Source organism: Mesorhizobium sp. ISC15, from assembly GCF_037162615.1.
Lineage (GTDB): Bacteria > Pseudomonadota > Alphaproteobacteria > Rhizobiales > Rhizobiaceae > Mesorhizobium > Mesorhizobium mediterraneum.
In genome coordinates this window covers 657,975-682,568 of the sequence record NZ_JAVSPX010000001.1, presented here as the reverse complement: position 1 = coordinate 682,568, position 24,594 = coordinate 657,975, and the positions used below count along the sequence as shown (strand labels likewise).

The following is a 24,594-nucleotide window of genomic DNA, read 5'->3' as shown; positions in this document are numbered from 1 at the left end:
CGCGGCCGCCGTTAACCTTTGCGTGCCGCTTCGGCACAAATCGGTGTCACGTCCATCGGTTGACAAGCAGTCGCTGCACGTGGACCAGACTCGGCCACCAACGCTGAACGGCAGGTTCAAAACACGTCCTCTCCCACGGCATAGCGCTGCAAAGTGGGGCCGACGTTCTGGATGATTTCGTCGTGGGACAGGGCGACGACGGGCGGAAGCCGCAGCAGGTATCGGCACATCGCCAAACCCAGCAACTGGCTCGAAACGAGCCCCGCCCGTCGGCCGGCGTCGGCGGGGTCGGCGACCGCCGCGACCACCGGCCTCACCTGGTTGCCAAATACGTCGCGCAACTTTTCGGCAGCGAATTCGTTCGACGTCGCCGAACGCAGCAGAATTGCCATGCCAGGACCGCTGGCAGGGCCTTCCCAGATTTCGAGGAAACGCCTGATCAGTGTTTCGCCGATGGTGGTTCGGTCGATCACCCGCAGTGACGGCAATTGCAAATCGACGACCGCCGCCCTGGCGAACAGCTCGTCCTTGCTGCGGAAATAGCGGATCACCATGGCCGGATCGATCGAGGCATGTGCGGCGACGTCGCGGATGGAGGCGCCGTCATAGCCGTGCTCGGCGAATAGAAGCCTTGCGGCCTCAAGGATTTGGGCGCGCGTGCGGTCTGACTTGCTGGGTTTCTTCGGCTGATTCTCCGTCATGAAATTCATATGCCAACGACTGTTGACAAATGCAATAGGTCCGACTAGAAAGTCAACGATCGTTGACAAATGGAGAGAGAAATGTTGCCCGATACAACGGAAGTCCTGATCATTGGCGCCGGCCCGACCGGCATGGCGCTGTCCATCGTGCTGCACCAGGCCGGTGTCGATCATGTTCTGATCGACAGACTGGCGCAGGGCCTTCAGACCTCGCGGGCTGGCGTCATCCACGTCCAGACGCTGGAATCGCTGGAGCCTCTCGGCGTCACGCAGCGGCTGAGCGAACTTGCGCTGAAGCTGCAGAATTTCGCTATTCGCGACCGCAATCGGGCGCTGCTCAAGCTCGATTTCGGCAAGCTTCCGTCGAGGCATCCCTATTTGATGATGCTGCCTCAGAACCTGACCGAGCAGGTGTTCGCCGAACGGATTGCCGCCCTTGGCGGCGTGGTTCACCGCATGGTCGAGGCCAAGGCGGTCGTTCAGGGCGTTGACGGCGCGCGCGTGACGGTGGTCGAGAACGGCCGCGAGAAACTGATATCGGCGCGCTATGTCGTTGGTGCCGACGGCATGCACAGCCTGGTGCGTAAGTCGACCGGCATCGAGTTCGACGGCGCGGCCTATGACGCTTCGTTCGTACTCGCCGATGTTCGTCTCGACTGGCCGGTTGGGCCGACCGAAGTGTCGCTGTTCTTTGCACCAGCCGGGCTGGTGGTGGTGGCACCGCTTCCGGACGGATCATACCGGGTCGTCGCAACCATGGATGATGCGCCGGAAAAGCCCGAGGTCGCCGACATCCAGGCGCTGCTCGACAGCCGTGGACCGACCAAAAACAGAACCCGGGTGCTCGAGCTGTCGTGGAGTTCGCGTTTTCGCGTGCATCACCGCCTAGTCCGCTCGTACCGCAAGGACCGGTTGTTCCTCATGGGTGATGCCGCGCACGTGCACAGCCCGGCGGGAGGGCAAGGCATGAACACCGGCATCATCGACGCGGTCGTGCTTGGTCAGTTGCTTGGCGACGTGGTGAACGGCGTGCGCCCGGAAGCGGAGCTCGACCTCTACGAAGCGCTGCGGCGTCCTGCGGCCCAAGAGGTGCTTGAATTGGCGGGCACGATGACCGAGATGGCGCTTACCCGCAGTCCGGTGAAGCGGTTCGTCCGCAATCTCGTGCTTTCCGTGCTGAACCTCAACCCATTCCTGAAGCGTCGCATCGCCTTGAAACTGTCAGGCCTCAGCCGGGCGCCGCTTGCCCGCCTGCCCGCACCTTCGCGCGAGCCAGGTCCGATCGCCCAGACCAAGCCTGCAGCCGAACCAGGGCTGAAGTTTGTCGCCTGACAGCGTTACGGGCGTGTATGCCCGTACCGGGCCGGCTCAGTTATCGGCGAGGGGCTGACGCCTCAGGCGATGTACTGACCGCCATTGGCGGTTAGGGTTGAGCCGGTGATGAAGCCGGCATCGTCGGAAGCGAGGAAGACGACGCAGCGTGCGATCTCTTCCGGTTCGCCGAGGCGGCCGACCGGGATCTGCGGAATGACACGCTCGTTGAGCACCTTTTCATCCATCGCCCTGACCATCTCGGTGGCGATGTAGCCGGGGCAGATGACATTGACAGTGATGCCGGCCCGCGCCCCTTCCTGTGCGAGCGCCTTGGTGAAGCCGATGTCGCCGGCCTTCGACGCCGAATAGTTGACCTGGCCGGCCTGGCCCTTCTGGCCGTTGATCGAGGAGATGGTGATGACGCGGCCGAACTTGCGGTCGCGCATGCCGCCCCACAGCGGGTGCGTCATGTTGAAGACGCCCGACAGGTTGGTATCGATGACCTCTTTCCACTGCTCGCGCGTCATCTTGTGGAACATGGCGTCGCGGGTGATGCCGGCATTGTTGACCAGAACGGAAACCGGGCCGAGATCGGCCTCGATCTGCTTGATGCCGGCGGCGCAGGCATCGTAGTCGGCGACCGACCATTTGTAGACCGGGATGCCGGTCATCGCGTTGAATTTTTGCGCCGCTTCGTCATTGCCGGCGTAATTCGCGGCAACCCTGTAGCCGGCGTTTTTCAGTCCGATTGAAATCGCGGCGCCAATACCGCGCGACCCGCCGGTGACGAGTGCTACCTTTGTCATGCTGTCCTCCCCTTTCTTAATTCGTGCGTGGCAGGCGGGGAACGCTCTAACGGCGATTGAGCCCCGTTCGCCACCGACTATTTCACGGCTTGCCTGGTGCATGAACCCCGAAAATCGAAATCGATTTTTCGGAAAGGATTATGCGCAAGCTCAAAGTGCTACAGCGTGCGCGTCCCAAGGGACGCGCGGCGCTGTAGCCTGTCTTCACAGCGCTTCCACGCACATGGCAACGCCCATGCCGCCGCCGATGCACAGCGTGGCGAGGCCTTTCCTGGCATTTCTGCGGCGCATCTCGTAGACCAGCGTGTTGAAGATGCGGGCCCCCGAGGCGCCGACCGGATGGCCGATGGCGATGGCGCCGCCATTGACGTTGACGATGGACGGGTCCCAGCCCATGTCCTTGTTGACGGCGCAGGCCTGCGCGGCGAAGGCCTCGTTGGCCTCGACCAGGTCGAGGTCGCCGACCGACCAGCCGGCCTTGGCCAGCGCCTTGCGCGAGGCGGGGATAGGCCCGGTGCCCATGATCTGCGGGTCGACGCCCGCGGTCGCCCAGGAAACGATGCGCACAAGCGGCGTGATGCCGCGTTTTGCGGCTTCGGCTTCGGTCATCAGCACCACGGCAGCGGCGCCATCGTTGATGCCGGAAGCATTGGCGGCGGTCACGGTGCCTTCCTTGTCGAAGGCGGGCTTGAGCTTGGTCATGGCCTCGATCGTGGCGCCGTGGCGGATGTACTCGTCCTGGTCGACAATGGTGTCGCCTTTCTTGCCCTTGACGGTGAAGGCAACGATCTCGTCTTTGAATTTTCCGGCCTTCTGGGCAGCCTCGGCCTTGTTCTGCGAGCCGACGGCGAAGGTGTCCTGGTCGTCGCGGGTAATCTGGAACTGCCGGGCAACGTTCTCCGCCGTATTGCCCATGTGGTAGCCGTAGAAGGCGTCGGTCAGGCCGTCCTTGATCATGGTGTCGATCAGCTTGAAGTCGCCCATCTTGACGCCGCTGCGCAGGTGCTGCGCATGCGGCGCCATCGACATCGATTCCTGACCGCCGGCGACTATGATTTTTGCATCGCCCTGGGCGATCTGCTGCATGCCAAGCGCGATGGCGCGCAGGCCCGAGCCGCAGAGCTGATTGAGGCCCCAGGCGGTCGCTTCCTGCGGCACGCCGGCCGCCATCGCCGCCTGCCGTGCCGGGTTCTGGCCCTGAGCCGCAGTCAGGATCTGGCCGAGGATGACCTCATCGACCTCCTTGCCGTCGACGCCGGCACGGGCGAGCGCTTCCTTGACGGCGACGGCGCCCAGTTCATGGGCCGGTGTGTTGGCAAAGGCGCCGTTGAAAGAACCGACGGGCGTGCGCGCCGCACTGGCGACGACAATGGCATTGGAAGCGGACATGTTCTTCTCCAGACTTCAGGGGTCGAATTTGGGGTGCGGTTAAGGACTTTTCTTGCCCTTTCCGTGACCCAAGTCAAACCGGAAATGGGGATGCCGGCCATGCGGGGCAAGCAGGTTGCGCATCGTCATGGAAACAGCCGGCCCGTTGCTGCGCAGCATATTTAGCCCGCCCTGCAGCATTAATCGATCCCGCACTGCACAAACCACTTGGAATTGTGACGCTTTTGCGCATATCCTTGAAAAGCGCAATCGTTACCGGCTGCTTACTCAAGTGCGCCGGTGTCCCGGGAGGATACTGATGGCCGCGAAAGACGAACCGATTATCATCAAGAAGTATGCCAATCGCCGCCTCTACAACACCGGCACCAGCACTTATGTGACGCTCGAGGATCTTGCCGACATGGTCAAGAAGGGCGAGGAGTTCACCGTCCAGGACGCCAAGACCGGCGACGACATCACCCATCCTGTGCTGACCCAGATCATCTTCGAGCTGGAGAACAAGGATGGGCAGAATATGCTGCCGATCCCGTTTCTGCGCCAGTTGATCGCCTTCTACGGCGACCAGATGCAGATGATCGTGCCGAGCTTCCTCGAGCAATCGATGATCGCCTTCTCAAAGGAGCAAGAACGCTTCCGCGAGCAGATGAAGGGTGCCTTGGGCAAGTCGCCGCTGGACATGATGAAGATCGCCACGCCGATCAAGGCGCTGGAAGAGCAGACGCGCCGCAACATGGAGATGTTCCAGAATGCCATGCGCCTGTTCACGCCCTTCCCACCCGCAGGCTCGAATGGCTCTTCCGCGGCGCCGGCAGAGCCGGCCAGGAAAGAAGCATCGGAAAAACCCGATGACCTTCAGGAGTTGAAGGAACAGATCGCCGCCATGCAGCGCAAGCTCGACACCATGTCGTGAACGCCGGCCGGACAAGGTCCGGCCGAAACCATCCTCTGTAGCCCTTGTCAGAACATCTCCGCCTCGAATGAGGCAGAGATGCCAGCCGGCCCACGCTATTTCGTCGTCACGGTCACCATGGCGGTAACGGGTTTGCCGTCCACAAGGATGGGCTTGTGATGATCATCGGCAAGCAGGATGCCGATCACGTGCTTGCCGTCGGCATCCGGGCAATGGCCGAAACGAGCCTTGATAAGATCGCCGCCAAAGTCGCTGTTCATGCTGTTGTACGGCCTGCCGGGGATGTTGCAGGTGTCTCCGTCGGGATCGATCTTCATATGCACGTGGCCGCAGTGGCTGTTGTCGCCGCATTCACCCGCAGGGAGCAGCGTGAAGTTGCTCCTGACGATGACGCCTATCGCCTTTTCCGCATCATTGCCGAGCTCGATGACCGAACCGGCGGCCGGCCAAACAATTTCCAGGGTAGGCCGATCTTCGGCCTGGGCAGACCCGAGCAATAAGGAGAAAGCGAGGGCAGTCGTTGCGATGATGCGATGCATGGTAACCTCCGTTGTTGTGTAATCACCGATTACATATGAATCGCTCCGGCGCAAGAAAATAATCAGTGATTACATTTTGGCCTTGTGCTATTGGAAAGGCATGGCCAGCACCACGGATTCCGGCGAAGCCGCCAACCCCAAGCGCTATCATCATGGCAATCTGGTCGAGGCTTTGATCGCTGCAACCGTGGAGATCATCGAAGAGCGCGGCGCAGAGCATGTGTCTGTGCGCGAGGCCGCAAAGCGTGCCGGCGTTTCGCCCGGCGCTCCATTCCGGCATTTTCGGTCGAAAACAGCACTGCTGACCGCAGTCGCCGAACAGGCCATGAGCCGGCTGACCGAGGCCGTTGCCGATGCGCAGTCAAAAGCCGACAGTGCAGATCCCATTGCGGCCTTCGAAGCAATCGGACAAGGCTATCTGGAATGGGCGATCAGCAATCCCACGCATTTCCAGATCATCAGTTCTCGAACGCTGATTGATTTCGACGCGTCGGACAATCTTCGTGATCAGAATGAAGCCATTCGCCGGAAGATGATCGACCTGCTGACCCAGGCGCAAAAACAGGGTCGGCTTTCCCCGGACACCGACTTCGATCATCTGGTGCTTGCCGCACGTGCCTTTGTGTATGGGTTGGCGCGCATGGCGATTGATGGCCATTTTCCGGAGTGGCATCCGTCGGAGCAGCCGTCCCTCGCCGTGCGGAGGGCCCTGCGTCTTTTCATGAGCCAGATGACCATTTCCAAAACGCGGTCTTAGGAACACCCCAAAGAGGCTCCCCGGGATCGCTGACGAAACTGTTTTCACAGGGCCTGTCAGGCGCACAACTTCGACTGAGGCCGGCCTCTTCATGACAAAAATTTCATGTCGTCGCCGATCGGTGCCGCTGTTCTTGCGCCACACGAGACATATATGCTGCACTGCAATATGCTTTCGTTAGCACCGTACTGAAGGATTTCGCCTTGCCCAGCAGAAAAACCGCCATCGTCACCGGGTCTACGTCGGGCATCGGCTTGGCCATCGCCCATGCGCTCGCGGCGGAAGGCTGCAATGTCGTCGTCAATTCCTTTTCCGACACGGCCGACGACCAGGCCATCACCGACGCGATCGCCAAACATCACGGAGTGAAGGCCGTCTACATCAAGGCAGACATGTCGAAGCCGGCCGAATGCCGGGCGCTGGTTGCGAAGGCAGCCGAGACATTCGGTTCCGTCGACATATTGGTCAACAATGCCGGCATCCAGCATGTCGCGCCGGTGGAAGAATTTCCGATCGAGAAGTGGGACGCCATCATCGCCATCAATTTGTCGTCGGCCTTCCACACCATCGCCGCCGCGATCCCGCCGATGAGAGAAGCCGGCGGCGGCAGGATCGTCAACATCGCCTCGGCCCACGGGCTGGTCGCCTCGCCGTTCAAGTCGGCCTATGTCTCGGCCAAGCACGGGATCATGGGGCTGACCAAGACCGTCGCTTTGGAACTGGCGCGCGACAAGATCACCTGCAACGCCATCTGCCCCGGCTATGTGCTGACGCCGCTGGTCGAGGCGCAGATCCCCGACCAGATGAAGGCGAACAAGATGGACCGCGACACGGTGGTCCGCGAGGTCATGCTCGAAAAGCAGCCGACCAAGGAATTCGTCACGGTCGAGCAGGTTGCCGCTGCCGCGGTGTTCCTGTGCTCGGATGCGGCAGCGCAGATCAACGGCACGCATATCTCGGTCGACGGCGGCTGGACCGCCCAGTGAATTGGGAGCGCAAAACAAGTCTGACCGACAAATCAAGGGCAACGCCATGACGACAAACGGCAAGGCGGAGGAGCCGAAGAAGATCAACGTCGCGCTGCAGGGCGGCGGCTCGCACGGCGCCTTTTCCTGGGGCGTGCTCGACCGGCTGCTGGAGGACGGACGGCTCGACATAGCGGCGGTTTCGGGCACCAGCGCCGGCGCCATGAACGCCGTGGCGCTGGCCGACGGCTTCGTCCGCGGCGGGGTCGAGGGGGCGCGGCGGAAACTCGACGATTTCTGGCGCGCAGTGGCGCTGAAGGGGCGGTTCAGCCCGGTGCAGCGCATGCCGTGGGACGTGGCCTGGGGCAATTGGTCGATCGAGAATACGCCCGGCTATCTCTTTTTCGACACCATGTCGCGTGTGTTCTCGCCCTATGTCGCAAATCCGCTCGGCCTCAACCCGCTGCGCGATGTGATCGAGCAGGAGATCGATTTCGGCAATGTGCGCGCCTGCAAGTCGATGGAGCTGTTTATCTCCGCGACCAATGTCGAGACCGGGCAGTTGCGCGTCTTCTCCGATGGCGAGATCGACCTTGACACGGTGATGGCGTCGGCTTGCCTGCCGCAACTATTCCGCGCCGTCGAGATCAAGGGCGTGCCCTACTGGGACGGCGGCTATGGCGGCAATCCGGCGCTGTTTCCGTTCTTCAAGACGGCTGCCACCGAGGACGTGCTTTTGGTGCAGATCAATCCGGTGGTCCGCGAGGGAACGCCGAAGAGCGCCAACGAAATTCAGAACCGCATCGACGAGATCACCTTCAATGCCGGGCTGCTGCGTGAATTCCGTTCGATCGCCTTCGTCAAGGAACTGATCGCCGCCGGCCGGCTGCCGCATGGCGAATACCGCGACATCCGCATGCACCGGATCGATGCCGACGAGGCGTTCAAGGACCTGTCGGCGTCGTCCAAGGTCAATGCCGAATGGGCGTTCCTGACCTATCTGCGCGACCTTGGCCGCACCGCCGCCAGCGACTGGCTGGAGGAGAATTACGACGCCGTCGGCAAGCGGCCGACGCTTGATCTCTCAGGCGAGCTCGACGACGGCTTCAAGCCGGTGCGTGGTCCGGCACCGGGCCGGCGGGTCAAGGAGTTCCTCGCGGCACGCAAGAAGCCGGAGGCGGCGCGCCGCCAAGCCTGAGGCATTTGGAGACGTCAGCCTTTTTTCAAGGCTAGATCGATCACCCTGATCAGTGCGGCCGCCGCTTGCCGCTGTTCGTCAGGATCGCTGATGCGCGTCTTCATGCCTTCCAGCCCGTCGAGCAGCATGTCGGCCAGCAATTTTGCCGACAGGCCCTTGGCGGTGAGATCGACGCCATTTTCGATGGCCTCGTCCTCGATTGCGGTTGCGACATGCTCGACAAGGCCGCCGCGCCAGCATCCGACCAGATCGGCCACGCTCGATTTCATGTCGAGGAGTTCAGCGCCGTGCGGCGAGGCGTGGACGGTGCGCATCATCGAGATCAGCGCTTCGTCGATGGCCCGCGTCATGCGCTCGGCGAAGGCGCTGTCGCCGGCAAGCGCCGCTTTCGCCTGCTCGATCGAACGGCCAAGCAGCATCATGGCGATGGCGCGGTAGATGTCGGTCTTGTTCTTGAACTGGAGATAGAGCGCCGGCCGCGACATATCGGCGGCACGCGCAATGTCGTCCATGGTGGTGCGGGCGAAACCATAGGCCAAAAACACCTTCATCGCGCCGTCGAGGATACGGGCGCGTTTGGGGTCTATGTCGGCGATGTCTTCGATCTCGATCATGGTGCAACTTTATCCTGCAAAAGCTCTGTTGACAAAATAACGAAATTTGTCAAGATGTTTGAAGGACGAAGCGAGCGCTTCTCCCTTGGGCTGTGGACGACAACGAAGGGTATCCCCATGCGCCTCACCGTCGACGGGCAGGCATTCGATATCAATGCCGATCCCGAAATGCCGCTGCTGTGGGCGCTGCGGGATCTCATGGGCAAGACCGGGCCGAAGTTCGGCTGCGGCATTGCCGCCTGCGGCGCCTGCACGGTGCATGTCGACGGCCAGCCCGTGCGCTCCTGTTCTTTGCCGGTCGGTGAGGTCATCGGCGCGGTCATCACGATCGAAGGCATCGGCACCGAAGGCAGACTGCATCCGGTACAGCAGGCATGGCTGGAAGAGCAGGTCGCTCAGTGCGGCTACTGCCAGGCCGGCCAGATCATGAGCGCGGTGGCGCTGCTCGACGAGGTTGCCGACCCGACCGATGCCGACATCGACAATGCTATGGGCGGCAATCTCTGCCGCTGCGGCACCTACCCGAAGATCCGCGCGGCGATCAGACGAGCGGTCGTCCTCAAGACGGCGGGGATCTGACCATGGCCAGTGTCGGAAAGATCGCCCGCCGCACGTTTCTCATCGGCGCGGCTGCCATCGCAGGCGGCGTCGCCGTCGGTTATTATTACTACCGCAAACCTTATCCGAATCCGCTGGAAGGCGATCTCGCCGCTAATGAAGCGACCTTCAATCCCTATGTGAAGATCGGCGCCGACAACACCATCACCATCGTCGCGCCGCGTGCCGAGATGGGACAAGGCATCTCGACGACGCTCGCCGCCATGGTTGCCGAAGAGCTTGATGTCGGGCTCGACCAGGTCAAGGTCGAGCACGGCCCGGCCTCCTACGCCTATTACAATGCGACGATCCTGGAAGAGGGCGGTCCGTTCGCCTTCTTCGACGAAAGCATGACCGCGGAAGTAGTGCGCGCCGGCATGGGCGTGGTCGGAAAATTCCTCGCCCTCCAAGGCACCGGCGGCTCGGCCTCGACGCGCGACGGTTTCCTGAAGATGCGGCAGGCAGGTGCCGCCGCGCGGCAGATGCTGATTGCAGCGGCCGCGCAAAAGCTCGGCATAGCCGCCGCCGATCTGGAAACGGCCAATGGCGGGGTCCTGCACAAGGCATCGGGCAAGTCGCTGACCTATGGCTCTGTCGCCGCGACCGCTGCGACGATGGCGCCGCCCGCGGAAGTGCGGCTCAAGGACAAAGCCGACTGGAAGCTGCTCGGCAAACCGCAGAAGCGCATCGACATGCTGGCTAAGGTCACTGGGGCGCCGATCTTCGGCATCGATGTGACGCTGCCGGACATGCTGTACGGCACGGTCAAGATGAGCCCGCGCTTCTGGGCCAAGCCGGTCAAGGCGGACCTCTCCAAGGCCGGCAAAATGCCGGGCGTGATCAAGATCGTGCCGATCGAAACGAATTACGGCCACGGCTTCGGCATTATCGCCGAAAACACCTGGGCGGCATTCAAGGCGGCGGAGGCGATCGACGCTGAATGGGCGGATCCCGAATATCCGTTGGACAGCGCCGCGATTTCCGACGTGCTGAAGCAGGCGCTTGGGACCAAAGGCTCGGTGATGCGCGACGATGGCGATGTCGATACCGCCTTCGCCGACGCGCCGCGCGAAAGAATAGTCGAGGCCGACTACGCGGTGCCCTATCTGGCACATGCGACGATGGAGCCGATGAACGCCACGGCGCGGTTGAAGGACGGCGTCCTCGACATCTGGTGCGGCAACCAGGCGCCGACCTTGGTGCGCCAGCTTTGCGCCAGTGTTGTCGGCATCGAGCAGGACAAGGTCAACGTCCACACCACGTTCATGGGCGGCGGCTTCGGTCGGCGTGTCGAGGTGGATTATGCGCTCTGTGCCGCGCTAATGGCGAAGGAGACGGCCGGCCGGCCGATCAAGGTGATCTGGACGCGCGAGGAGGACATGCGCCACGATGCGTACCGGCCAGCCGCGATCGGCAAATTCCAGGCGCGGCTTGGCGGCGACGGCATGCCGGTCGCCGTCGACATGACAATCGCCTCGCCATCGCTGATAGCCAGCACCTTGCGCCGGCTGTTTCCCTCGATATCGCCGCTCGGCCCCGACAAGTCGATCGTCGACGGAGCCCATAACCAGCCCTATACGATCCCGAACTACCGGGTGACTGGCGTCGCCGCACCCGTCTCCATCCCTGTCGGCTCCTGGCGATCGGTCGGCAGTTCAATCAACGGCTTCTTCCATGAAGGATTTCTGGACGAGATCGCGGTCGCCGGGAAAACCGATCCGGTCGAACTGCGCAAGAAGCTGATGGCTGCCTATCCGACAGCGGTGAAGGTGGTCGAGAAGGTCGCCGAAATGGCAAAATGGGGCGAGGCGCTGCCCGCCGGCAAGGCCAAGGGCATGGCGTTCACGCTGTCCTTCGGCAGTTGGGTGGGCGAGATCGTCCAGGTCGCCGACACGCCGGCCGGAATCCGCATTGAGAAGGTGTGGATCGCCGCCGATGTCGGCACCGCACTCGATCCTGGCATCATCGAGGCGCAGCTCATCTCCGCCGCCATCTATGGCCTGTCGGCGGCGATGGCTCAGGAAATCAGCTTTGCCGACGGCATGGTCGAACAGTCGAATTTTCACGACTACGATGCCATGCGCATCTCCCAGTGTCCGGCGTTCGAAGTCGCAATACTGGAGAATTTTCACAAGATGGGCGGCGTCGGCGAGGTCGGCACGCCGCCGGCGGCACCGGCACTCGCCAACGCCATCTTCGCACTGACCGGCAAGCGCATCCGGACACTGCCCATGTCGAGGGAGGTGACCTTCGCATGAAACTGGTTTCCACCATGCTGACAGCTGCTGCCACGCTGTTTCGATGGCGCCTTTCCCAACGGCGCCGGAAAGCCGAACACAGAACCGATGATGGTCGACGCAACCAAGGGTTTGCCCAAGGAATGCGGTCTACACGGTACTCTTGCATCCGCGTTGCGCCGAGTGCGATGTCGCAGACGAACGGCCGCGCTGGTCCGGCGCGCCTCATGGCGGCGAGCGCGTCCTGCCCAGCGAAGTAATAACCCATCAACTTTTCTGACTATATTGCGGTGCAACTTTGATGTAGAAGCTCGTTCGCCGATCACGGCAAGTTGAACACGGCCTTGCGCGCACCCATATCGGCGACGCGCCGAGTTAGAAGACGCGGCCTGGCCGATTCCCGCGCACTGGAAAAACGATGATGCCGAAATACAGGTTTCACAAGCTTGCAGCCATTGTTGTGCTTGTCGGGTTCGCTGCCTGGATGGTGACGGGCGAGTTCTCGTCCGTCGGGAGCGCGTCTGCCGACAACAAGCCCAAGGCAGGCGAAGTCGAGCAGCCAAACACGGCTGACGCGGGTAAGCCCAAGCCCACTGAGGCAGAACAGCCAAAGGCAGCCTTACGCACCGTCGCGGTCATTACCCCGCCGCGGCGCACCTATGCGCGCGCCATCCGGATTTCCGGACTGACCGAAGCCGATAAGCGCGCGGTCCTGGCGACGCGTGTCGCCGGCGTCATCGACAAGCTGCCGGTCAAGCAGGGACAGCGCGTCAAGACCGGCGACCTCGTGCTGATGTTGGCAGCCGAGGAAAAGCTTTCGGCGGTCAGCAACGCCAAGCAGCTTTTGGTTCAGCGTCAGGCCGAACTCGATGCAGCGTTGCGGCTGATGAAAACCGGCAATCTGCCCAAGCTGCAGCTCGACACGGCCCGCTCCAACCTCACGCTGGCCCAGTCGCACCTGGAAGCCGCGCAGGCCGAGCTCGACCGCAACGAGGTGAAGGCGCCGTTCGACGGCGTCATCGACCGGGTGCCGGTGGAGCTTGGCAGTTCCGTGATGCAGGGCGGTGAGGTGGCGACCATTCTGAAGCTCGATCCGGTAATTGCCCGCGGCGAAGTCAGCGAACGCGATCTCGGCTTTCTGAAGAATGGCGACAAGGCAAATGTACGGTTGGTCAGCGGCCAGAATGTCGAAGGGACCGTGCGCTACATCAGCCGCGACGCCTCCTCCGCCACCCGCACCTTCCGCGTCGAGATCGCAATCCCTAATCCCGAAGGCACCATCCCAGCCGGGATGACGGCCGAGATCGCGCTGAGCGCGCAACCGACCGACGCCGTCATGCTGCCGCGATCGGTGGTCACGCTCGGCGACAAGGGCGATCTCGGCATTCGCGCCGTCGATAAGGACGACAAAGTCGTGTTCTTCCCGATCGACCTCGTCGACGACACGCCAACCGGCCTGGTGCTCGGTGGCATCCCTGCCGATGCGCGCGTCATCGTCGCCGGCCAGGAACTGGTGAAGGAAGGCGAAGTTATCAAGCCGGTCGAGGCCGATCAGGCGACCATTCAGAAGCTGTTGGGCGAAGCGACGGCCGGGACGCAATAATCATGGATATCGTCAAGCTCGCAATCAACAATGCCCGGCTGACCATTTCGGTCCTGATCTTCCTCATCCTTGCGGGTGCGGTCGCATATCAGTCGACGCCGAAGGAAGCGGAACCCGACGTTCCGATTCCGATGATGTATGTCAGCCTGATCTATCAGGGCATCTCGCCTGAGGATTCGGAACGCCTTCTGCTGCGGCCGATGGAAGCCAAGCTGAAGAGCCTCAAGGGTCTCAAGGAGATGCGCTCGGCCGCCTTCCAGGGCGGCGGCTATGTGCTGGTCGAATTCCATCCGCAGACGGATCTGGCGACGGCGTTGCAGGACACACGCAGCAAGGTCCAGGACGGTAAGGCCGACCTGCCGCAGGCAGCCGAGGAGCCTGTGGTTACCGAAGTCAACATCTCCGAGTTCCCCGTCATGGTCGTGACGCTGTCGGGCGAGGTGCCCGAGCGCGTGCTCACGACGGCGGCGCGCGAGTTGCGCGACCGCATCGAGGAGGTGCCCGGCGTGCTGGAAGGCACGCTGCAAGGTGCCCGCGACGACCTCGTCGAAGTCGTCATCGATCCGATGAAACTATCTTCCTACGGGCTTCAGCTCGAGCAGCTGATCGGTGCGGTCGGCGATTCCAACAGTCTTGTCGCTGCCGGCAACATCGAAGGGTCCGAAGGCAAATACGCGATCAAGGTGCCTTCGCTGATCGAGACGCCGGAGGACGTGGCGGCGCTTCCGATCGTCGCCGGCCCCAATGCCGTGGTGCAGGCCAAGGATATCGCCACCGTCCGCTCCACCTTCAAGGACGCCGAGACGGTGACCCGTCTCGACGGTAAGCCGGCGATCGCCATCGAGGTGAAGAAGCGCATCGGCTCCAACCTGATCGACACGATTGCCAAGGTCAGGGAGGTGTCCGACGCCTTCATAAAGACCATGCCGGCAGGCATGCATGTCACCTACACGCAGGACAAGTCGGTCTTCGTCAACCAGTTGCTCGGCGATCTGCAGAACCACGTCGTGATCGCCGTGATCCTGGTGTTCATCGTCATTCTCTACGCGCTGTCGGGCCGGGCCTCGGTGCTGATTGGCCTCGCCATTCCATCGTCTTTCCTGATCGGCATCCTGCTGTTGGCCATGATGGGCTACACGATCAACATGATCGTGCTGTTCAGCCTCATCCTGGCGGTCGGCATGCTGGTCGACGATGCCATTATCGTCACCGAATTCGCCGAGCGGCGCATGAGCGAAGGCATGCCGAAGGCAGAGGCCTTCGAGCTTGCCGCCAAGCGCATGGCCGGTCCGGTCATCGCCGCGACGATGACGCGCATCGCCGCCTTTTCGCCTCTGCTGTTCTGGCCAGGCATCATCGGCGACTTCATGAAATACATGCCGATCACGCTGATTGTCACGCTTTCGGCCTCGATGCTCTATGCGCTGGTCTTTGCGCCGACGCTGGGCGCCTTGTTCGCCAAGGCGCCGCCCCATGACGAGGACGACAACCGTGATGGCTGGTACATGGCCGTGGTCAAGCAGGCGGTGCGCTTTCCCGTCACCGTGCTTCTGCTCACCGTCGCGCTTTTGTTCGGTGTCGGCTTTGCCTATTCGAAATACGGCGCAGGCGTCGAGTTCTTCCCGAATGTCGAGCCTGACTACGGCCTGCTCTATGTGCACGCCCGCGGCAACCTTTCGCTCGCCGAAATGGATGCCTCCACAAAGATCGCCGAGGACCGGCTTCTCGGCTGGCCAGGCGTGAAGTCGGTCTATACCCGTGTCGGCAAGACGCAAGGCGGTGGCCAGGACATACCTGAAGACGTGGTCGGCGTGATCCAATACGAATTCGTCGACTGGCGCGAGCGCAAATCGGCGAATGCGATCCTGGATGAACTGCGCGGCGTCATGGCCGGCATTCCCGGCGTCGACGTCGAGGTTCGCGTGCCCGAGGCCGGCCCGCCCACCGGCAAGCCGATCCAGATCAGGCTTTCGGCCGTCGATCCGAAAGGTCTCGACGACAAGGCGCGCGCGGTCGCCGCCCGCATTGCCAAGGTGTCCGGTGTGATTGACATTTCCGACGGCCTGCCGCCGCCCGGCGTCGACTGGGCGCTTGAGGTCGATCGCGCCAAGGCGGCACAATACGGCATCAGCCCGACCTCGGTCGGAACGGTGGTGCAATTGGTGACGAATGGGCTGAAGCTCAGTGAATACCGGCCAGCCGGGGCGGATGACGCCGTCGACATCAGGCTGCGCCTGCCGGAAGACCGGCGCACACTGTCGGCGCTCGACGATCTCAGGGTGCAGACCTCGCAAGGCTCGGTGCCGATCTCGAATTTCGTCGTGCGCAAGCCGGAGCCGACCGTCGGCATCCTCAACCGCATCGACGGCGCGCGCACGGTGGTCATCCAGGCCAATGTCGCCGCCGGCGAACAGGTCGCTGCTGTCCAGCAGCAGGTCACCCAGGCCGTCGCCGACATGGACCTCGGCAGCGGCATACGCTGGAAGCTCGCAGGCTCGAACGAGGACAGCGCGGAGGCCAGCGCCTTCCTCAGCAAAGCTTTCGGCGCCGCGATCTTCCTGATCTTCATCGTGCTTCTGGCGCAGTTCAACAAGTTCACCAGCGTCTGGCTGGTGCTGTCCTGCGTGGTCATGGCGACAATCGGCGTGTTCCTGGGACTTCTGATAACAGGGGAGACCTTCGGCATCGTCATGTCGGGCATCGGCGTCATCGCGCTGGCCGGCGTGGTGGTGAACAACAACATCGTGCTGATCGACACCTATGACCGGCTGCGGGAAGAGGGCTGGGATAAGGTCGAAGCGGTTCTGCAGACGTGCCGCGAACGCGCGCGCCCCGTCGTGCTGACCGCCGTGTCGGCGATCCTCGGCGTGCTGCCGATCGCCTTCGGCCTCGGCCTCGAAATCTTCCATCACGAGACGACGATCAACGCGCCGTCGACGCAATGGTGGATTTCACTGTCCTCGGCGATCGTCTTCGGCCTGTCCTTCGCCACCGTGCTGACGCTGGTGGTGACGCCGTCGATGCTGATGGTGTTCACCCGGGCCAAGGTCAAGCCCGGCGCACGGCGCGGCTGGCTCAGCCGCTTGTTCGGGCGCGGCAAGGGTGCGATCTCGCCGGAGGAGTCGACACCAGAGCTGGACGCCGAACCGGCGATCGCCTTCCCGAAGGCCGCCGAATAGGCCGATTTTGCTTGGAGTGCCGCGCGTCCATTGGACGCTCAAAGAAGAGGCCGCTCGGGAACAACCGGGCGGCCTTTAGCATTGTAGCGGTATAGTAGCACCTCATGGCGAGGAATCTCTCATGACGCTCAGCACCATTCTCATCATTATTTTGATCCTCATCCTGATCGGCGCAGTGCCGACGTGGCCGCATTCGCGATCCTGGGGCTATGGCCCTTCCGGTATCGTCGGCGTCATTCTGATCGTGCTGCTGGTGCTGCTGTTGATGGGCAGGATCTGAAGCCTTGTGCGTACGGCAAGCCGCGGAGGCCTATCGGCCGCCGCTGCTTCTCCTGATCAGGCATCTTCTGTCAGGCGGCGATCCGGTTGCCTCCTGCACCGGCGGTTGGAATGCCGATGTCGTTCAGGGCATCCGCGATGGCTTTATCCAGCTCCGTATGCGGGATCGTGCCAATGATGCCTTCCAGCCTTGCCGAGGTTAGCTGGTGTGGCTCGAAGCGGAGATAGGACATCGAGACGAGCTCGCGCCACATCGCCACGAACGGGCTGCCGGCGCGCAGCACCCACCACGGCATCGACGTTAGTTTCAGCGTGCGCCCCAGGGCCTGTTCCGCGGCCGCTTTGATCTCCAGATCGGTGACGGCGTGGCCCGGAAAGTTCAGCGCCTCGTAGGAGCCGAGCTTGTTGAGGTTTTCGGTCAATCCGACGAAAGCCTTGGCCAGGTCTGGCAGATAGGCCCATTCATGCACGAGATCGGCCGGTCCGGGGGCCGTATAGACACCCTTGTCCATCTTGGCGGCCACAATCAAATCGAACCACGAGCCGGTGCCGGTGCCACCAAAAAAGTCGCCGGCGCGCAGCAGAATGGTCCGCACGCGGCCCGCTTCAGCCTCGCGGCGAAAGAGGCCTTCCATGGCGACGCGGATGCGGCCCTTTTCGGTCGTCGGGAGAAATGGCGTGTCTTCGGTGATCACCGCCGGCATCGGCGAGCCGTAATTGTAAACGTTGCCTGGAGCGAGGTGCAATGCGTCGTTCGCCCGGCACGCGGCCATGACGTTCTCGGCCATCGGCAGGCACTTCCCCCAGTCGGTGTAGATCGGGTTGAGGCCGTTGAAGATGATGTCGACGCCTTCGGTGGCGCGGATAAGCGCCTCGCGATCGAGGCCATCGCCGGCGGCGGCCGTGGCGCCGGTGAGCTCTGCCGGTATCTTGCCGCTGCGGGTGACGGCGCGGACATCATAGCCGGCGTCGATAAAGGCCTTGGCCACCACGCGGCCGAGCCGGCCATTGGCACCGAGAATTGCGATCTTGGTCATTTTTCGTCTCCGTGTTTGCGTTACGCTCGCAATATGACCCGCTTGAAAACGAATGGAAATTGACTGAATTTGGCGATATGATATTCAGTTTTGAATGGAAATCGACTGGAACCTGATCAAGAGCTTCGTCACCGTGGCGGAAACCGGCAGCCTGTCCGCTGCCGCGCGTAAGCTGGCCGCAAGCCAGCCGACGCTCGGCCGCCATATCGCCGAGCTGGAGCAGGCGCTCGGCGTCACCCTGTTCCGGCGCGGGCGGCGCGGCTATGCGCTGACCGAAGCCGGTAGCACGCTCTATGAACGCGGCCGAGCGGTAAGCGAGCAGGCGAGCGCCTTTTCGCTTTTGGCACTGGGATCGGTCGAGGCGATCGAGGGCACGGTGCGGATTGCCGCCAGCGAGGTGGTGGCGGCCTATGTCCTGCCCGAGATGACGGCGCGGCTGGGTGCCGAGGAGCCCGGCATCGAGGTCGAGATTGTCGCGTCGAACCAGGTTGAGAACCTTTTGCGCCGCGATGCCGATATCGCCATCCGTATGGTCAAGCCGGCGCAGAACGAACTGGTGGCGCGCAAGGTGACCGACATTCCGCTCCGTGCCTGCGCGGCAAAATCCTATCTCGGCCGACGCGGTCGTCCGCTCAAGCCTGGCGATCTCGTCGGCCATGATCTGATCGGCTTCGACCGCAGCGACGAGATCATTCGTGGCTTTGCGCAGTTCGGTGTCCCGCTCACCCGCAATGCCTTCCGCTTCAGGACCGACAACCAGATCGTGCTGTGGGAGGCGGTGCGGGCGGGAAACGGCATCGGTTTTGGCCAGGAGCCGCTGGCCGACCGCGATCCGCTGGTGGAGACAGTGCTGCCGGGCCTCGCGCTGCCGACGCTGCCGGTATGGCTGGCCATGCACCGCGACGTGCGCACCAGCGTGCGCATCCGCCGTGTTGCGGATTTCCTCTACGAGGAGTTGAAGCGCTATTCGGCTGGTGCTGCGTCGGGAGCGAATTCGGCGCGATGAGCCAGACTGGCCATCAAAAATACGACGACCAGCAGCCCCGACAGGGCGACGAAGATCGGACCGAAGCTTGAGTGCTCGGCAATGAAGCCGATTGCCGACGGCGCCACCAGAATGCCGGAATAGCCCATTGTGGTGACGACGCTCATGCCGGTGCCGGACGACATGCCTTCCTGGTTGCCGCCGGCCGAAAACAGGATCGGCACCATATTGGCGATGCCGAAGCCGCAAAAGGCAAAAGCCGCGATGGCGAGCCAGGGCGAGGGTGCCAGCCCGGCCACCAGCATGCCGGCGGCGGCGACAAGAGCCGAGACGCGCAGCGTCGTCACCGCGCCGAAACGGTTGCGCACGCCGTCGCCAAAGAAACGCATCACGGCCATGATGCCGGAAAAGGCCGCGTAGGCAAGGCCAGCGATGGCAAGATCGGCGCCGAGTTCCTGCTGCAGATACAGCGCCGCCCAGTCGAGCACCGCGCCCTCGGAGATCATCGTCATCAGCGCCATCAGCCCGACCAGATAGACCAGCGGATTTCCAGGCAGGGCAAATTTGCGCTGCCCGGTGCCCCTTGATGGTCCTCGGAGCGGCTTGTCCTCGGCGATCAGATAGCGGACTGCCACTGCAATCAGGGCGAAAGCGAACGCCGTCACTACGATCGCATGGGTGAGATGACCATAGTTCTGGATGGCGAACCCGCCGAGAGCGCCGCCGGCGAAACCGCCAAGGCTCCAGAAGCCGTGGGAGGACGACATGATGGCGCGGGACAACCGCCGTTCCACCACCACCGCATTGGCATTCATGGCGACATCCATGCCGCCGATCGAACCGCCGAAGATGAACATGGCGATGGCCGCAAGCGGCACATTGGGCGCGAGCGCCACAACCAGCAGGCCGAAGCTTCCGATGAGACCGAACCAGCGCAGCACGGTGCGCGACCCATGCCTGGAGATCAGGTGGCCGCACCAGGTCATCGCCGTGACCGCGCCGGCGCCGAACAGCAGGATCAACAGGCCGAGCGTGAACTTCGAGATGTCGAGCCGGGTCAGGAACACCGGGATCTGCGGCGCCCAGGCGCCGGTCAGAAAGCCGTTGGCCAGGAACATGGCCGCCACGGCCCATCGTCCACGAATGGCGGTCTGCATGATTTTTTGCGCGTGCATCGCGTAGAATCCGGTCTGAAAAATGGCCTCGCGAGGCAAATTAGATCGATTCAATTTCCAGTCAAGCGCTCAGGGCTGAAAGTGCTTGGGCCAAGCCAAAAGCTTCCTTCATGGACCTCTCGTTCCCTCGCGTCGGCGAACCATCTCGGCGATCCACATCGGTGCGTAAGGTGGCGTGCAGCCGGGTGATGCAGGATAGTCGATGAAGACAGCGAGCCGTTCGCCAATCCCGATTGCTCGCGTTCGAAGTTTCGGGTGGTGAATGCCGATCTCGGCGAGGCAGTGGTTCATTGCCCATTGTTTCTGAGCAGGCGCCTTCCTCAGCTCCTTCTCAATCTGGTCGAGCAGGGCATCGAGATCGAGGCCCTCGGCGTTCCTGACGACCCTTTCGGTCGTCAGGCTCCAGCCTGCGCGACCGACAAGGTCGTCGCCGTCCTTCCAGCCCAGACGAAGTTCTTCGGCGTGGCGACCGGGCTTCACCACGTTCACGATGAACCAATCGAGCAGCTTGGGAGAGCGGATGTCGCTTATCATCGTGTCGAGCTCGGCCGCAGAGAAGGCCTTCGGCCTGCACACCAGGGTCGCGACAAGGCGCGCGGCGGTGTCGCCTGTAGCCCAGAGCTGAAGTGCGAGCTCATGCTGGGTCTTCAATCGCTTGGCGAGAGCGCGAAGATGGGTGAGGTTCACACCGTGATCGTCGCCACGGCATTCATTGGCCTCGCGCATCTTCGGATCTTCGAGCGCGACGAGTTCGCGCAAGACGTCCTTGACTGTTGACATGATGCTCTCCTCCCTTCGCAGCGTTCCTCTCGCTTTGCGCTGACCGGCTCGGGCCGAACTCGGTCGTTCGGCGATCCTAATGATCCCTGGGGCGTCTTGCCTCGAACTCCGCCTTCTTGGCATCGGAGGCGTCAAGCTGGTTGAGCGTCTGCCATTCGGCATAGGGCATGCCGTAGATGATCTCGCGCGACTGGTCCTTGCTGAGATCGACGCCCTCGGCTTCCGCGGCGTCGCGATACCAGTTGGACAGGCAGTTGCGGCAGAAGCCGGCAAGGTTCATCAGGTCGATGTTCTGCACGTCCGTGCGTTCGCGCAGATGCGCGACCAGCCGGCGGAAGGCGGCGGCTTCGAAATCGCGTTTTTGCTCGTCGCTGAGTTCGGTCATGTGTTCTTGGCCTCCTTGGGCCCTCCTTACAGCGGCCCGGTGCGCGAGCCGAATCGTTTGACCTGATGTATATCGGGACGGCTGTTGATCGCGTCAACGATCGGCGCCAGCCGTTCGGCCCAGGCGCCTGCATTCTTCCGATCGGCGATCAGATCCTGGCGGATTTCGATCAGCGCATGAGCAAAGCCGTTGACGATGGCATGCCTGAACATGGTGTCGCCACGTAGCGCGCCGTCATAAGGCTCGTTATCACCGACGACGAGGTCCTTGTCGGCGGCCAGCATATCGATCAGCGGTCGCGCCACTCGGTCGTCGCGATCCCACAAGATACCGACATGCCAGGGGCGCACGAAGCCCTGCATGAACGGGGTGAAGGAATGTACCGAAAAGATGAAGGGCGCACTCGCGGAAGCCTGGGCCACCGAGGCGATCATGGCGCCGACCGCATCGTGATAGGGCCGGTAGAAGCGATCGAGCCGCCTTTCACGTTCTCCCGGGGCAAGCGGATAATTTCCCGAAATGACGGTGCCGTCATAGAGTTGGCGGATCAGCGTCGGATCGTCCTCGCCGCGATTGGGGTCGATCAGAAGCCGCGAAAAGTTGGTGAGCACCGCCGGCACGCCGAGCAAAGCCGCCAACTCGCGCGTCACTGTATCGACACCGATGTCGTAGGCGATATGGCGGTCGAATTCCGCCGCCGGCAGGCCGAGGCTGCCGTACTCTTCCGGCAGGTCGCGACGAGCGTGATCGGCCAGGAGCACGATGCCTCGCTTGCGGTCGCCTTCGACGATGTCGAATGGCGCGAAAACTGTGGATCGGGTCATTGGCGGGAGATGGTCTGTTCGCTGGCTTCCGGGGAGGGTGGTATCGTCATTCCACGAAGAGGACGCGTGCGCAATGCCGTCGTTTGGCCACGGTTTCTGCGGAAATCTGGCGGAAGGTGACAGACCATGCGCCGGAGCCTTTCTAAATCGATTGGAATTGAGCAAAAGGGCGCGTTGACATGCGCCCGGACTTTTCCGAAAAGGGGCGTTGAGAGATGCAAATGTGGTTCTTGAAGGGTTTCAGGATGGGTTCCGCCGGCAGGTCGCGCGTGCGCTACGGCTTCGCCATGCCGCTCCTGACCCTTGCCGTGGGCTTCGCCGCGATGGTTGCTGCCTCGCCCGCGCGCGCCGATTTCCGTGTCTGCAACGCCACGCAGAATCTGGTCGGCGTCGGCATCGGCTATCGCGCCAAGGCCGGCTGGATCACCGAGGGCTGGTGGCATATCGAGGGATCGAGCTGCAAGACGTTGATCGAAGGGCCGCTGTCATCAAGGTTTTACTATCTTTATGCAGAAGACGCCGAGCGTGGCGGGCGCTGGGATGGCCCGATCAACATGTGCGTGGCCGAAAAAGAGTTCAAGATCGCCGGCGTTGCCGATTGCGTCGCACGGGGCTTCCAGCGCGCCGGATTCCAGGAATATGACACGGGCGAGCAGGCAAGCTGGATGGTCCAGCTGACCGATGACCCCGCAACGGGGGGCGCTCCAGCCGCCCCGGGAACAAACAGTCAATGAGACGCAGCCGCAAGGTCAAGATACTCGCCACCATCGGTCCGGCCTCCTCCTCCGAGGACATGCTGAAGAAGCTCTTCGAAGCCGGCGCCGACGTGTTTCGCATCAATATGAGCCACACCGATCATGAATTGATGCGCACACTTGTCGGTCGCATCCGCAACGTCGAGAAAGCGGTCGGCCGGCCGATCGGCATTCTCGCCGACCTGCAGGGGCCCAAGCTGCGGGTCGGCAAATTCGCCAACGGCAAGGAGGCGCTGACACTCGGCCAGACGTTCACGCTCGACGACAATCCCGAGCCCGGCAATTCGACCAGGGTCTATCTGCCCCACCCCGAAATCCTGAGATCGGTCGAGGCCGGTCACCGCCTTTTGATCGATGACGGCAAGCTCGAGCTGAAGGCGGTGAGAAGCGACGGCAAGGCGATCGTCTGCACCGTCGTCGCCGGCACCACCATCTCCGACAAGAAGGGCGTCAGCCTGCCCGACACCGACCTACCGGTCGGCGCGCTGACCGAAAAGGACCGCAGGGACCTCGATGCGGTGCTGGCCACTGGCGTCGACTGGGTCGCGCTGTCGTTCGTGCAGCGGCCGGAGGACCTGGCGGAAGCGCGCAAGATCGCGCGCGGCCGGGCACTCATCATGGCCAAGATCGAAAAGCCGCAAGCCGTCGCCCGGCTGGCCGAGATCATCGAACTTTCGGACGCACTGATGGTTGCTCGCGGCGATCTCGGCGTTGAAATGCCGCTCGAAGCCGTGCCCGGCATCCAGAAGCAGATCACCCGCGCCGCGCGCCGCGCCGGCAAGCCGGTGGTGATCGCCACGCAGATGCTGGAATCGATGATCACCGCGCCGGTGCCGACCCGCGCCGAGGTGTCGGACGTTTCGATCGCCGTGTTCGAAGGCGCCGACGCCATCATGCTCTCGGCGGAGTCCGCGGCCGGCGCCTACCCGGTCGAGGCGGTGGCGATGATGAACCGCATCGCCAGCAAGGTCGAAACCGACCCGACCTATGCCGGCATCATCAATGCGCAGCGCTCAGAGCCGGAAGCGACCGGCGCGGACGCCATCTCGCTCGCCGCCCGCGAAATCGCCGAGACGCTGAAACTGTCGGCGATCATCAGCTATACGGCGTCCGGCACGACCGGCCTGCGCGCCGCGCGCGAGCGGCCGCAGGTGCCGATCGTCGCGCTGTCGCCGATCGTCAACACGGCGCGGCGGCTGTCGCTTTTGTGGGGCACGCATTGTGTCGTCTCGCCCGATGCCATCGACCTCGACGACATGGTCGACCGCGCTTGCCGCATCGCTTTGGACGAAGGGTTCGGCAAGCCGGGCGACCGGGTCATCATCACGGCCGGCGTGCCGCTGAGGACGCCGGGCTCCACCAACATGCTGCGCATCGCCTATGTCGGTTCGGACGCCCAGATCAGGCGCTAGAGCAAATCACCCAAAGATGCGCAGCGATTTGGGTAAAAACAAAGACTTAAAGCGCGTCGCAAGAATCCATTCAAACGCGACGGCTTTAGGCCGCTCACGCCGAATTCACCAAGCTGAAGCCTCGCCTCGATGGGACTGGGAGCGTAGCGACTT

Annotated in this window: 23 protein-coding genes; 13 read left to right on the top strand and 10 right to left on the bottom strand. The window is 62.8% G+C overall.

Annotated elements, in window-relative coordinates:
• Positions 1 to 116: 116 nt before the first annotated feature.
• Positions 117 to 875 (bottom strand): TetR/AcrR family transcriptional regulator, encoded by a 759-nt coding sequence (locus RPG13_RS03440; RefSeq protein ID WP_337124397.1) that lies wholly within the window; start codon positions 873 to 875, stop codon positions 117 to 119.
• Between RPG13_RS03440 and RPG13_RS03435 the strand changes: the two genes are divergently transcribed.
• On the top strand, positions 834 to 2,033 hold the full coding sequence (locus RPG13_RS03435; protein WP_337124395.1) for an FAD-dependent oxidoreductase: 1,200 nt from the start codon (positions 834 to 836) through the stop codon (positions 2,031 to 2,033). The genes RPG13_RS03440 and RPG13_RS03435 overlap by 42 nt on opposite strands.
• 62 nt (positions 2,034 to 2,095) lie before the next feature.
• On the opposite strand, the gene phbB is transcribed toward RPG13_RS03435, so the two are convergent.
• Together phbB and RPG13_RS03425 are read right to left on the bottom strand one after the other, a co-directional pair.
• Complete coding sequence (gene phbB / locus RPG13_RS03430; RefSeq protein WP_337124394.1) at positions 2,096 to 2,821, bottom strand: acetoacetyl-CoA reductase; 726 nt, start codon at positions 2,819 to 2,821, stop codon at positions 2,096 to 2,098.
• Between the two features lie 204 nt (positions 2,822 to 3,025).
• Entirely contained in the window at positions 3,026 to 4,210 is a 1,185-nt protein-coding gene (locus RPG13_RS03425) for an acetyl-CoA C-acetyltransferase (RefSeq protein ID WP_337124393.1), read from the bottom strand.
• Between the two features lie 298 nt (positions 4,211 to 4,508).
• Here RPG13_RS03425 and phaR point away from each other — a divergent pair, with 298 nt between their 5' ends.
• Positions 4,509 to 5,120 (top strand): polyhydroxyalkanoate synthesis repressor PhaR, encoded by a 612-nt coding sequence (gene phaR / locus RPG13_RS03420; protein ID WP_126104564.1) that lies wholly within the window; start codon positions 4,509 to 4,511, stop codon positions 5,118 to 5,120.
• A 95-nt stretch (positions 5,121 to 5,215) separates the two neighbouring features.
• Here the strand turns inward: phaR and RPG13_RS03415 are convergent, their stop codons facing one another.
• Entirely contained in the window at positions 5,216 to 5,659 is a 444-nt protein-coding gene (locus RPG13_RS03415) for a hypothetical protein (protein ID WP_337124391.1), read from the bottom strand.
• Positions 5,660 to 5,831: 172 nt separating this feature from the next.
• Here RPG13_RS03415 and RPG13_RS03410 point away from each other — a divergent pair, with 172 nt between their 5' ends.
• From RPG13_RS03410 to RPG13_RS03400, 3 genes are all read left to right on the top strand, one after another.
• A complete protein-coding gene (locus tag RPG13_RS03410; RefSeq protein ID WP_337124389.1) occupies positions 5,832 to 6,416 on the top strand; it encodes a TetR/AcrR family transcriptional regulator in 585 nt (194 codons plus the stop codon).
• A gap of 203 nt (positions 6,417 to 6,619) precedes the next feature.
• Positions 6,620 to 7,402, top strand: a complete 783-nt coding sequence (locus RPG13_RS03405) for a 3-hydroxybutyrate dehydrogenase (RefSeq protein WP_337124388.1) — start codon at positions 6,620 to 6,622, stop codon at positions 7,400 to 7,402.
• A 46-nt stretch (positions 7,403 to 7,448) separates the two neighbouring features.
• Entirely contained in the window at positions 7,449 to 8,579 is a 1,131-nt protein-coding gene (locus RPG13_RS03400; RefSeq protein WP_127288401.1) for a patatin-like phospholipase family protein, read from the top strand.
• A 14-nt stretch (positions 8,580 to 8,593) separates the two neighbouring features.
• Here the strand turns inward: RPG13_RS03400 and RPG13_RS03395 are convergent, their stop codons facing one another.
• Positions 8,594 to 9,193, bottom strand: a complete 600-nt coding sequence (locus tag RPG13_RS03395; RefSeq protein ID WP_126104568.1) for a TetR/AcrR family transcriptional regulator — start codon at positions 9,191 to 9,193, stop codon at positions 8,594 to 8,596.
• A gap of 117 nt (positions 9,194 to 9,310) precedes the next feature.
• Here RPG13_RS03395 and RPG13_RS03390 point away from each other — a divergent pair, with 117 nt between their 5' ends.
• From RPG13_RS03390 to RPG13_RS03370, 5 genes are all read left to right on the top strand, one after another.
• Positions 9,311 to 9,772 (top strand): (2Fe-2S)-binding protein, encoded by a 462-nt coding sequence (locus RPG13_RS03390; protein WP_337124387.1) that lies wholly within the window; start codon positions 9,311 to 9,313, stop codon positions 9,770 to 9,772.
• A 2-nt stretch (positions 9,773 to 9,774) separates the two neighbouring features.
• Complete coding sequence (locus tag RPG13_RS03385) at positions 9,775 to 12,048, top strand: xanthine dehydrogenase family protein molybdopterin-binding subunit (protein WP_337124385.1); 2,274 nt, start codon at positions 9,775 to 9,777, stop codon at positions 12,046 to 12,048.
• Positions 12,049 to 12,448: 400 nt separating this feature from the next.
• Positions 12,449 to 13,630 carry an efflux RND transporter periplasmic adaptor subunit gene (locus RPG13_RS03380; RefSeq protein ID WP_095487673.1) on the top strand — a complete coding sequence of 394 codons (1,182 nt, stop codon included), beginning with the start codon at positions 12,449 to 12,451 and terminating at the stop codon, positions 13,628 to 13,630.
• Between the two features lie 2 nt (positions 13,631 to 13,632).
• The gene (locus RPG13_RS03375; protein ID WP_127205828.1) at positions 13,633 to 16,809 is read left to right on the top strand and encodes an efflux RND transporter permease subunit; all 3,177 of its coding nucleotides are present in this window, start codon (positions 13,633 to 13,635) and stop codon (positions 16,807 to 16,809) included.
• Positions 16,810 to 16,930: 121 nt separating this feature from the next.
• On the top strand, positions 16,931 to 17,089 hold the full coding sequence (locus tag RPG13_RS03370) for a DUF3309 family protein (RefSeq protein ID WP_077375416.1): 159 nt from the start codon (positions 16,931 to 16,933) through the stop codon (positions 17,087 to 17,089).
• 70 nt (positions 17,090 to 17,159) lie between these two features.
• On the opposite strand, the gene RPG13_RS03365 is transcribed toward RPG13_RS03370, so the two are convergent.
• Entirely contained in the window at positions 17,160 to 18,125 is a 966-nt protein-coding gene (locus tag RPG13_RS03365; protein WP_127288404.1) for an NmrA family NAD(P)-binding protein, read from the bottom strand.
• 94 nt (positions 18,126 to 18,219) lie between these two features.
• On the opposite strand from RPG13_RS03365, the gene RPG13_RS03360 reads away from it, so the two are divergent.
• A complete protein-coding gene (locus RPG13_RS03360) occupies positions 18,220 to 19,131 on the top strand; it encodes a LysR family transcriptional regulator (RefSeq protein WP_292622603.1) in 912 nt (303 codons plus the stop codon).
• Here RPG13_RS03360 and RPG13_RS03355 read toward each other — a convergent pair.
• From RPG13_RS03355 to RPG13_RS03340, 4 genes are all read right to left on the bottom strand, one after another.
• A complete protein-coding gene (locus tag RPG13_RS03355; protein ID WP_127288406.1) occupies positions 19,089 to 20,285 on the bottom strand; it encodes an MFS transporter in 1,197 nt (398 codons plus the stop codon). The genes RPG13_RS03360 and RPG13_RS03355 overlap by 43 nt on opposite strands.
• 108 nt (positions 20,286 to 20,393) lie before the next feature.
• A complete protein-coding gene (locus tag RPG13_RS03350) occupies positions 20,394 to 21,065 on the bottom strand; it encodes a DNA alkylation repair protein (RefSeq protein ID WP_337124382.1) in 672 nt (223 codons plus the stop codon).
• 76 nt (positions 21,066 to 21,141) lie between these two features.
• Entirely contained in the window at positions 21,142 to 21,450 is a 309-nt protein-coding gene (locus RPG13_RS03345; RefSeq protein WP_095487328.1) for a DUF1244 domain-containing protein, read from the bottom strand.
• 26 nt (positions 21,451 to 21,476) lie between these two features.
• Positions 21,477 to 22,274: an N-formylglutamate amidohydrolase gene (locus RPG13_RS03340; RefSeq protein WP_127288408.1), complete on the bottom strand. Its 798-nt coding sequence runs from the start codon at positions 22,272 to 22,274 to the stop codon at positions 21,477 to 21,479.
• 287 nt (positions 22,275 to 22,561) lie between these two features.
• On the opposite strand from RPG13_RS03340, the gene RPG13_RS03335 reads away from it, so the two are divergent.
• Positions 22,562 to 23,008 (top strand): DUF1036 domain-containing protein, encoded by a 447-nt coding sequence (locus RPG13_RS03335; RefSeq protein WP_240546960.1) that lies wholly within the window; start codon positions 22,562 to 22,564, stop codon positions 23,006 to 23,008.
• Positions 23,005 to 24,441, top strand: coding sequence for a pyruvate kinase (pyk, locus tag RPG13_RS03330; RefSeq protein ID WP_337124381.1), 1,437 nt, complete (start codon positions 23,005 to 23,007; stop codon positions 24,439 to 24,441). The genes RPG13_RS03335 and pyk overlap by 4 nt, the downstream gene beginning before the upstream one ends.
• Positions 24,442 to 24,594: the final 153 nt, after the last annotated feature.

Coding starts and splice junctions, on each gene's coding strand:
- RPG13_RS03435 (WP_337124395.1), top strand. CDS start 834: ATGGCGCTGTCCATCGTGCTGCACCAGGCCGGTGTCGATCATGTTCTG.
- RPG13_RS03440 (WP_337124397.1), bottom strand. CDS start 875: ATGATCGACACCGGCCTGGTGCAGCACGATGGACAGCGCCATGCCGGT.
- phbB (WP_337124394.1), bottom strand. CDS start 2,821: ATGACAAAGGTAGCACTCGTCACCGGCGGGTCGCGCGGTATTGGCGCC.
- RPG13_RS03425 (WP_337124393.1), bottom strand. CDS start 4,210: ATGTCCGCTTCCAATGCCATTGTCGTCGCCAGTGCGGCGCGCACGCCC.
- phaR (WP_126104564.1), top strand. CDS start 4,509: ATGGCCGCGAAAGACGAACCGATTATCATCAAGAAGTATGCCAATCGC.
- RPG13_RS03415 (WP_337124391.1), bottom strand. CDS start 5,659: ATGCATCGCATCATCGCAACGACTGCCCTCGCTTTCTCCTTATTGCTC.
- RPG13_RS03400 (WP_127288401.1), top strand. CDS start 7,449: ATGACGACAAACGGCAAGGCGGAGGAGCCGAAGAAGATCAACGTCGCG.
- RPG13_RS03395 (WP_126104568.1), bottom strand. CDS start 9,193: ATGATCGAGATCGAAGACATCGCCGACATAGACCCCAAACGCGCCCGT.
- RPG13_RS03390 (WP_337124387.1), top strand. CDS start 9,311: ATGCGCCTCACCGTCGACGGGCAGGCATTCGATATCAATGCCGATCCC.
- RPG13_RS03385 (WP_337124385.1), top strand. CDS start 9,775: ATGGCCAGTGTCGGAAAGATCGCCCGCCGCACGTTTCTCATCGGCGCG.
- RPG13_RS03380 (WP_095487673.1), top strand. CDS start 12,449: ATGCCGAAATACAGGTTTCACAAGCTTGCAGCCATTGTTGTGCTTGTC.
- RPG13_RS03375 (WP_127205828.1), top strand. CDS start 13,633: ATGGATATCGTCAAGCTCGCAATCAACAATGCCCGGCTGACCATTTCG.
- RPG13_RS03370 (WP_077375416.1), top strand. CDS start 16,931: ATGACGCTCAGCACCATTCTCATCATTATTTTGATCCTCATCCTGATC.
- RPG13_RS03365 (WP_127288404.1), bottom strand. CDS start 18,125: ATGACCAAGATCGCAATTCTCGGTGCCAATGGCCGGCTCGGCCGCGTG.
- RPG13_RS03360 (WP_292622603.1), top strand. CDS start 18,220: ATGGAAATCGACTGGAACCTGATCAAGAGCTTCGTCACCGTGGCGGAA.
- RPG13_RS03355 (WP_127288406.1), bottom strand. CDS start 20,285: ATGCACGCGCAAAAAATCATGCAGACCGCCATTCGTGGACGATGGGCC.
- RPG13_RS03350 (WP_337124382.1), bottom strand. CDS start 21,065: ATGTCAACAGTCAAGGACGTCTTGCGCGAACTCGTCGCGCTCGAAGAT.
- RPG13_RS03345 (WP_095487328.1), bottom strand. CDS start 21,450: ATGACCGAACTCAGCGACGAGCAAAAACGCGATTTCGAAGCCGCCGCC.
- RPG13_RS03340 (WP_127288408.1), bottom strand. CDS start 22,274: ATGACCCGATCCACAGTTTTCGCGCCATTCGACATCGTCGAAGGCGAC.
- RPG13_RS03335 (WP_240546960.1), top strand. CDS start 22,562: ATGCCGCTCCTGACCCTTGCCGTGGGCTTCGCCGCGATGGTTGCTGCC.
- pyk (WP_337124381.1), top strand. CDS start 23,005: ATGAGACGCAGCCGCAAGGTCAAGATACTCGCCACCATCGGTCCGGCC.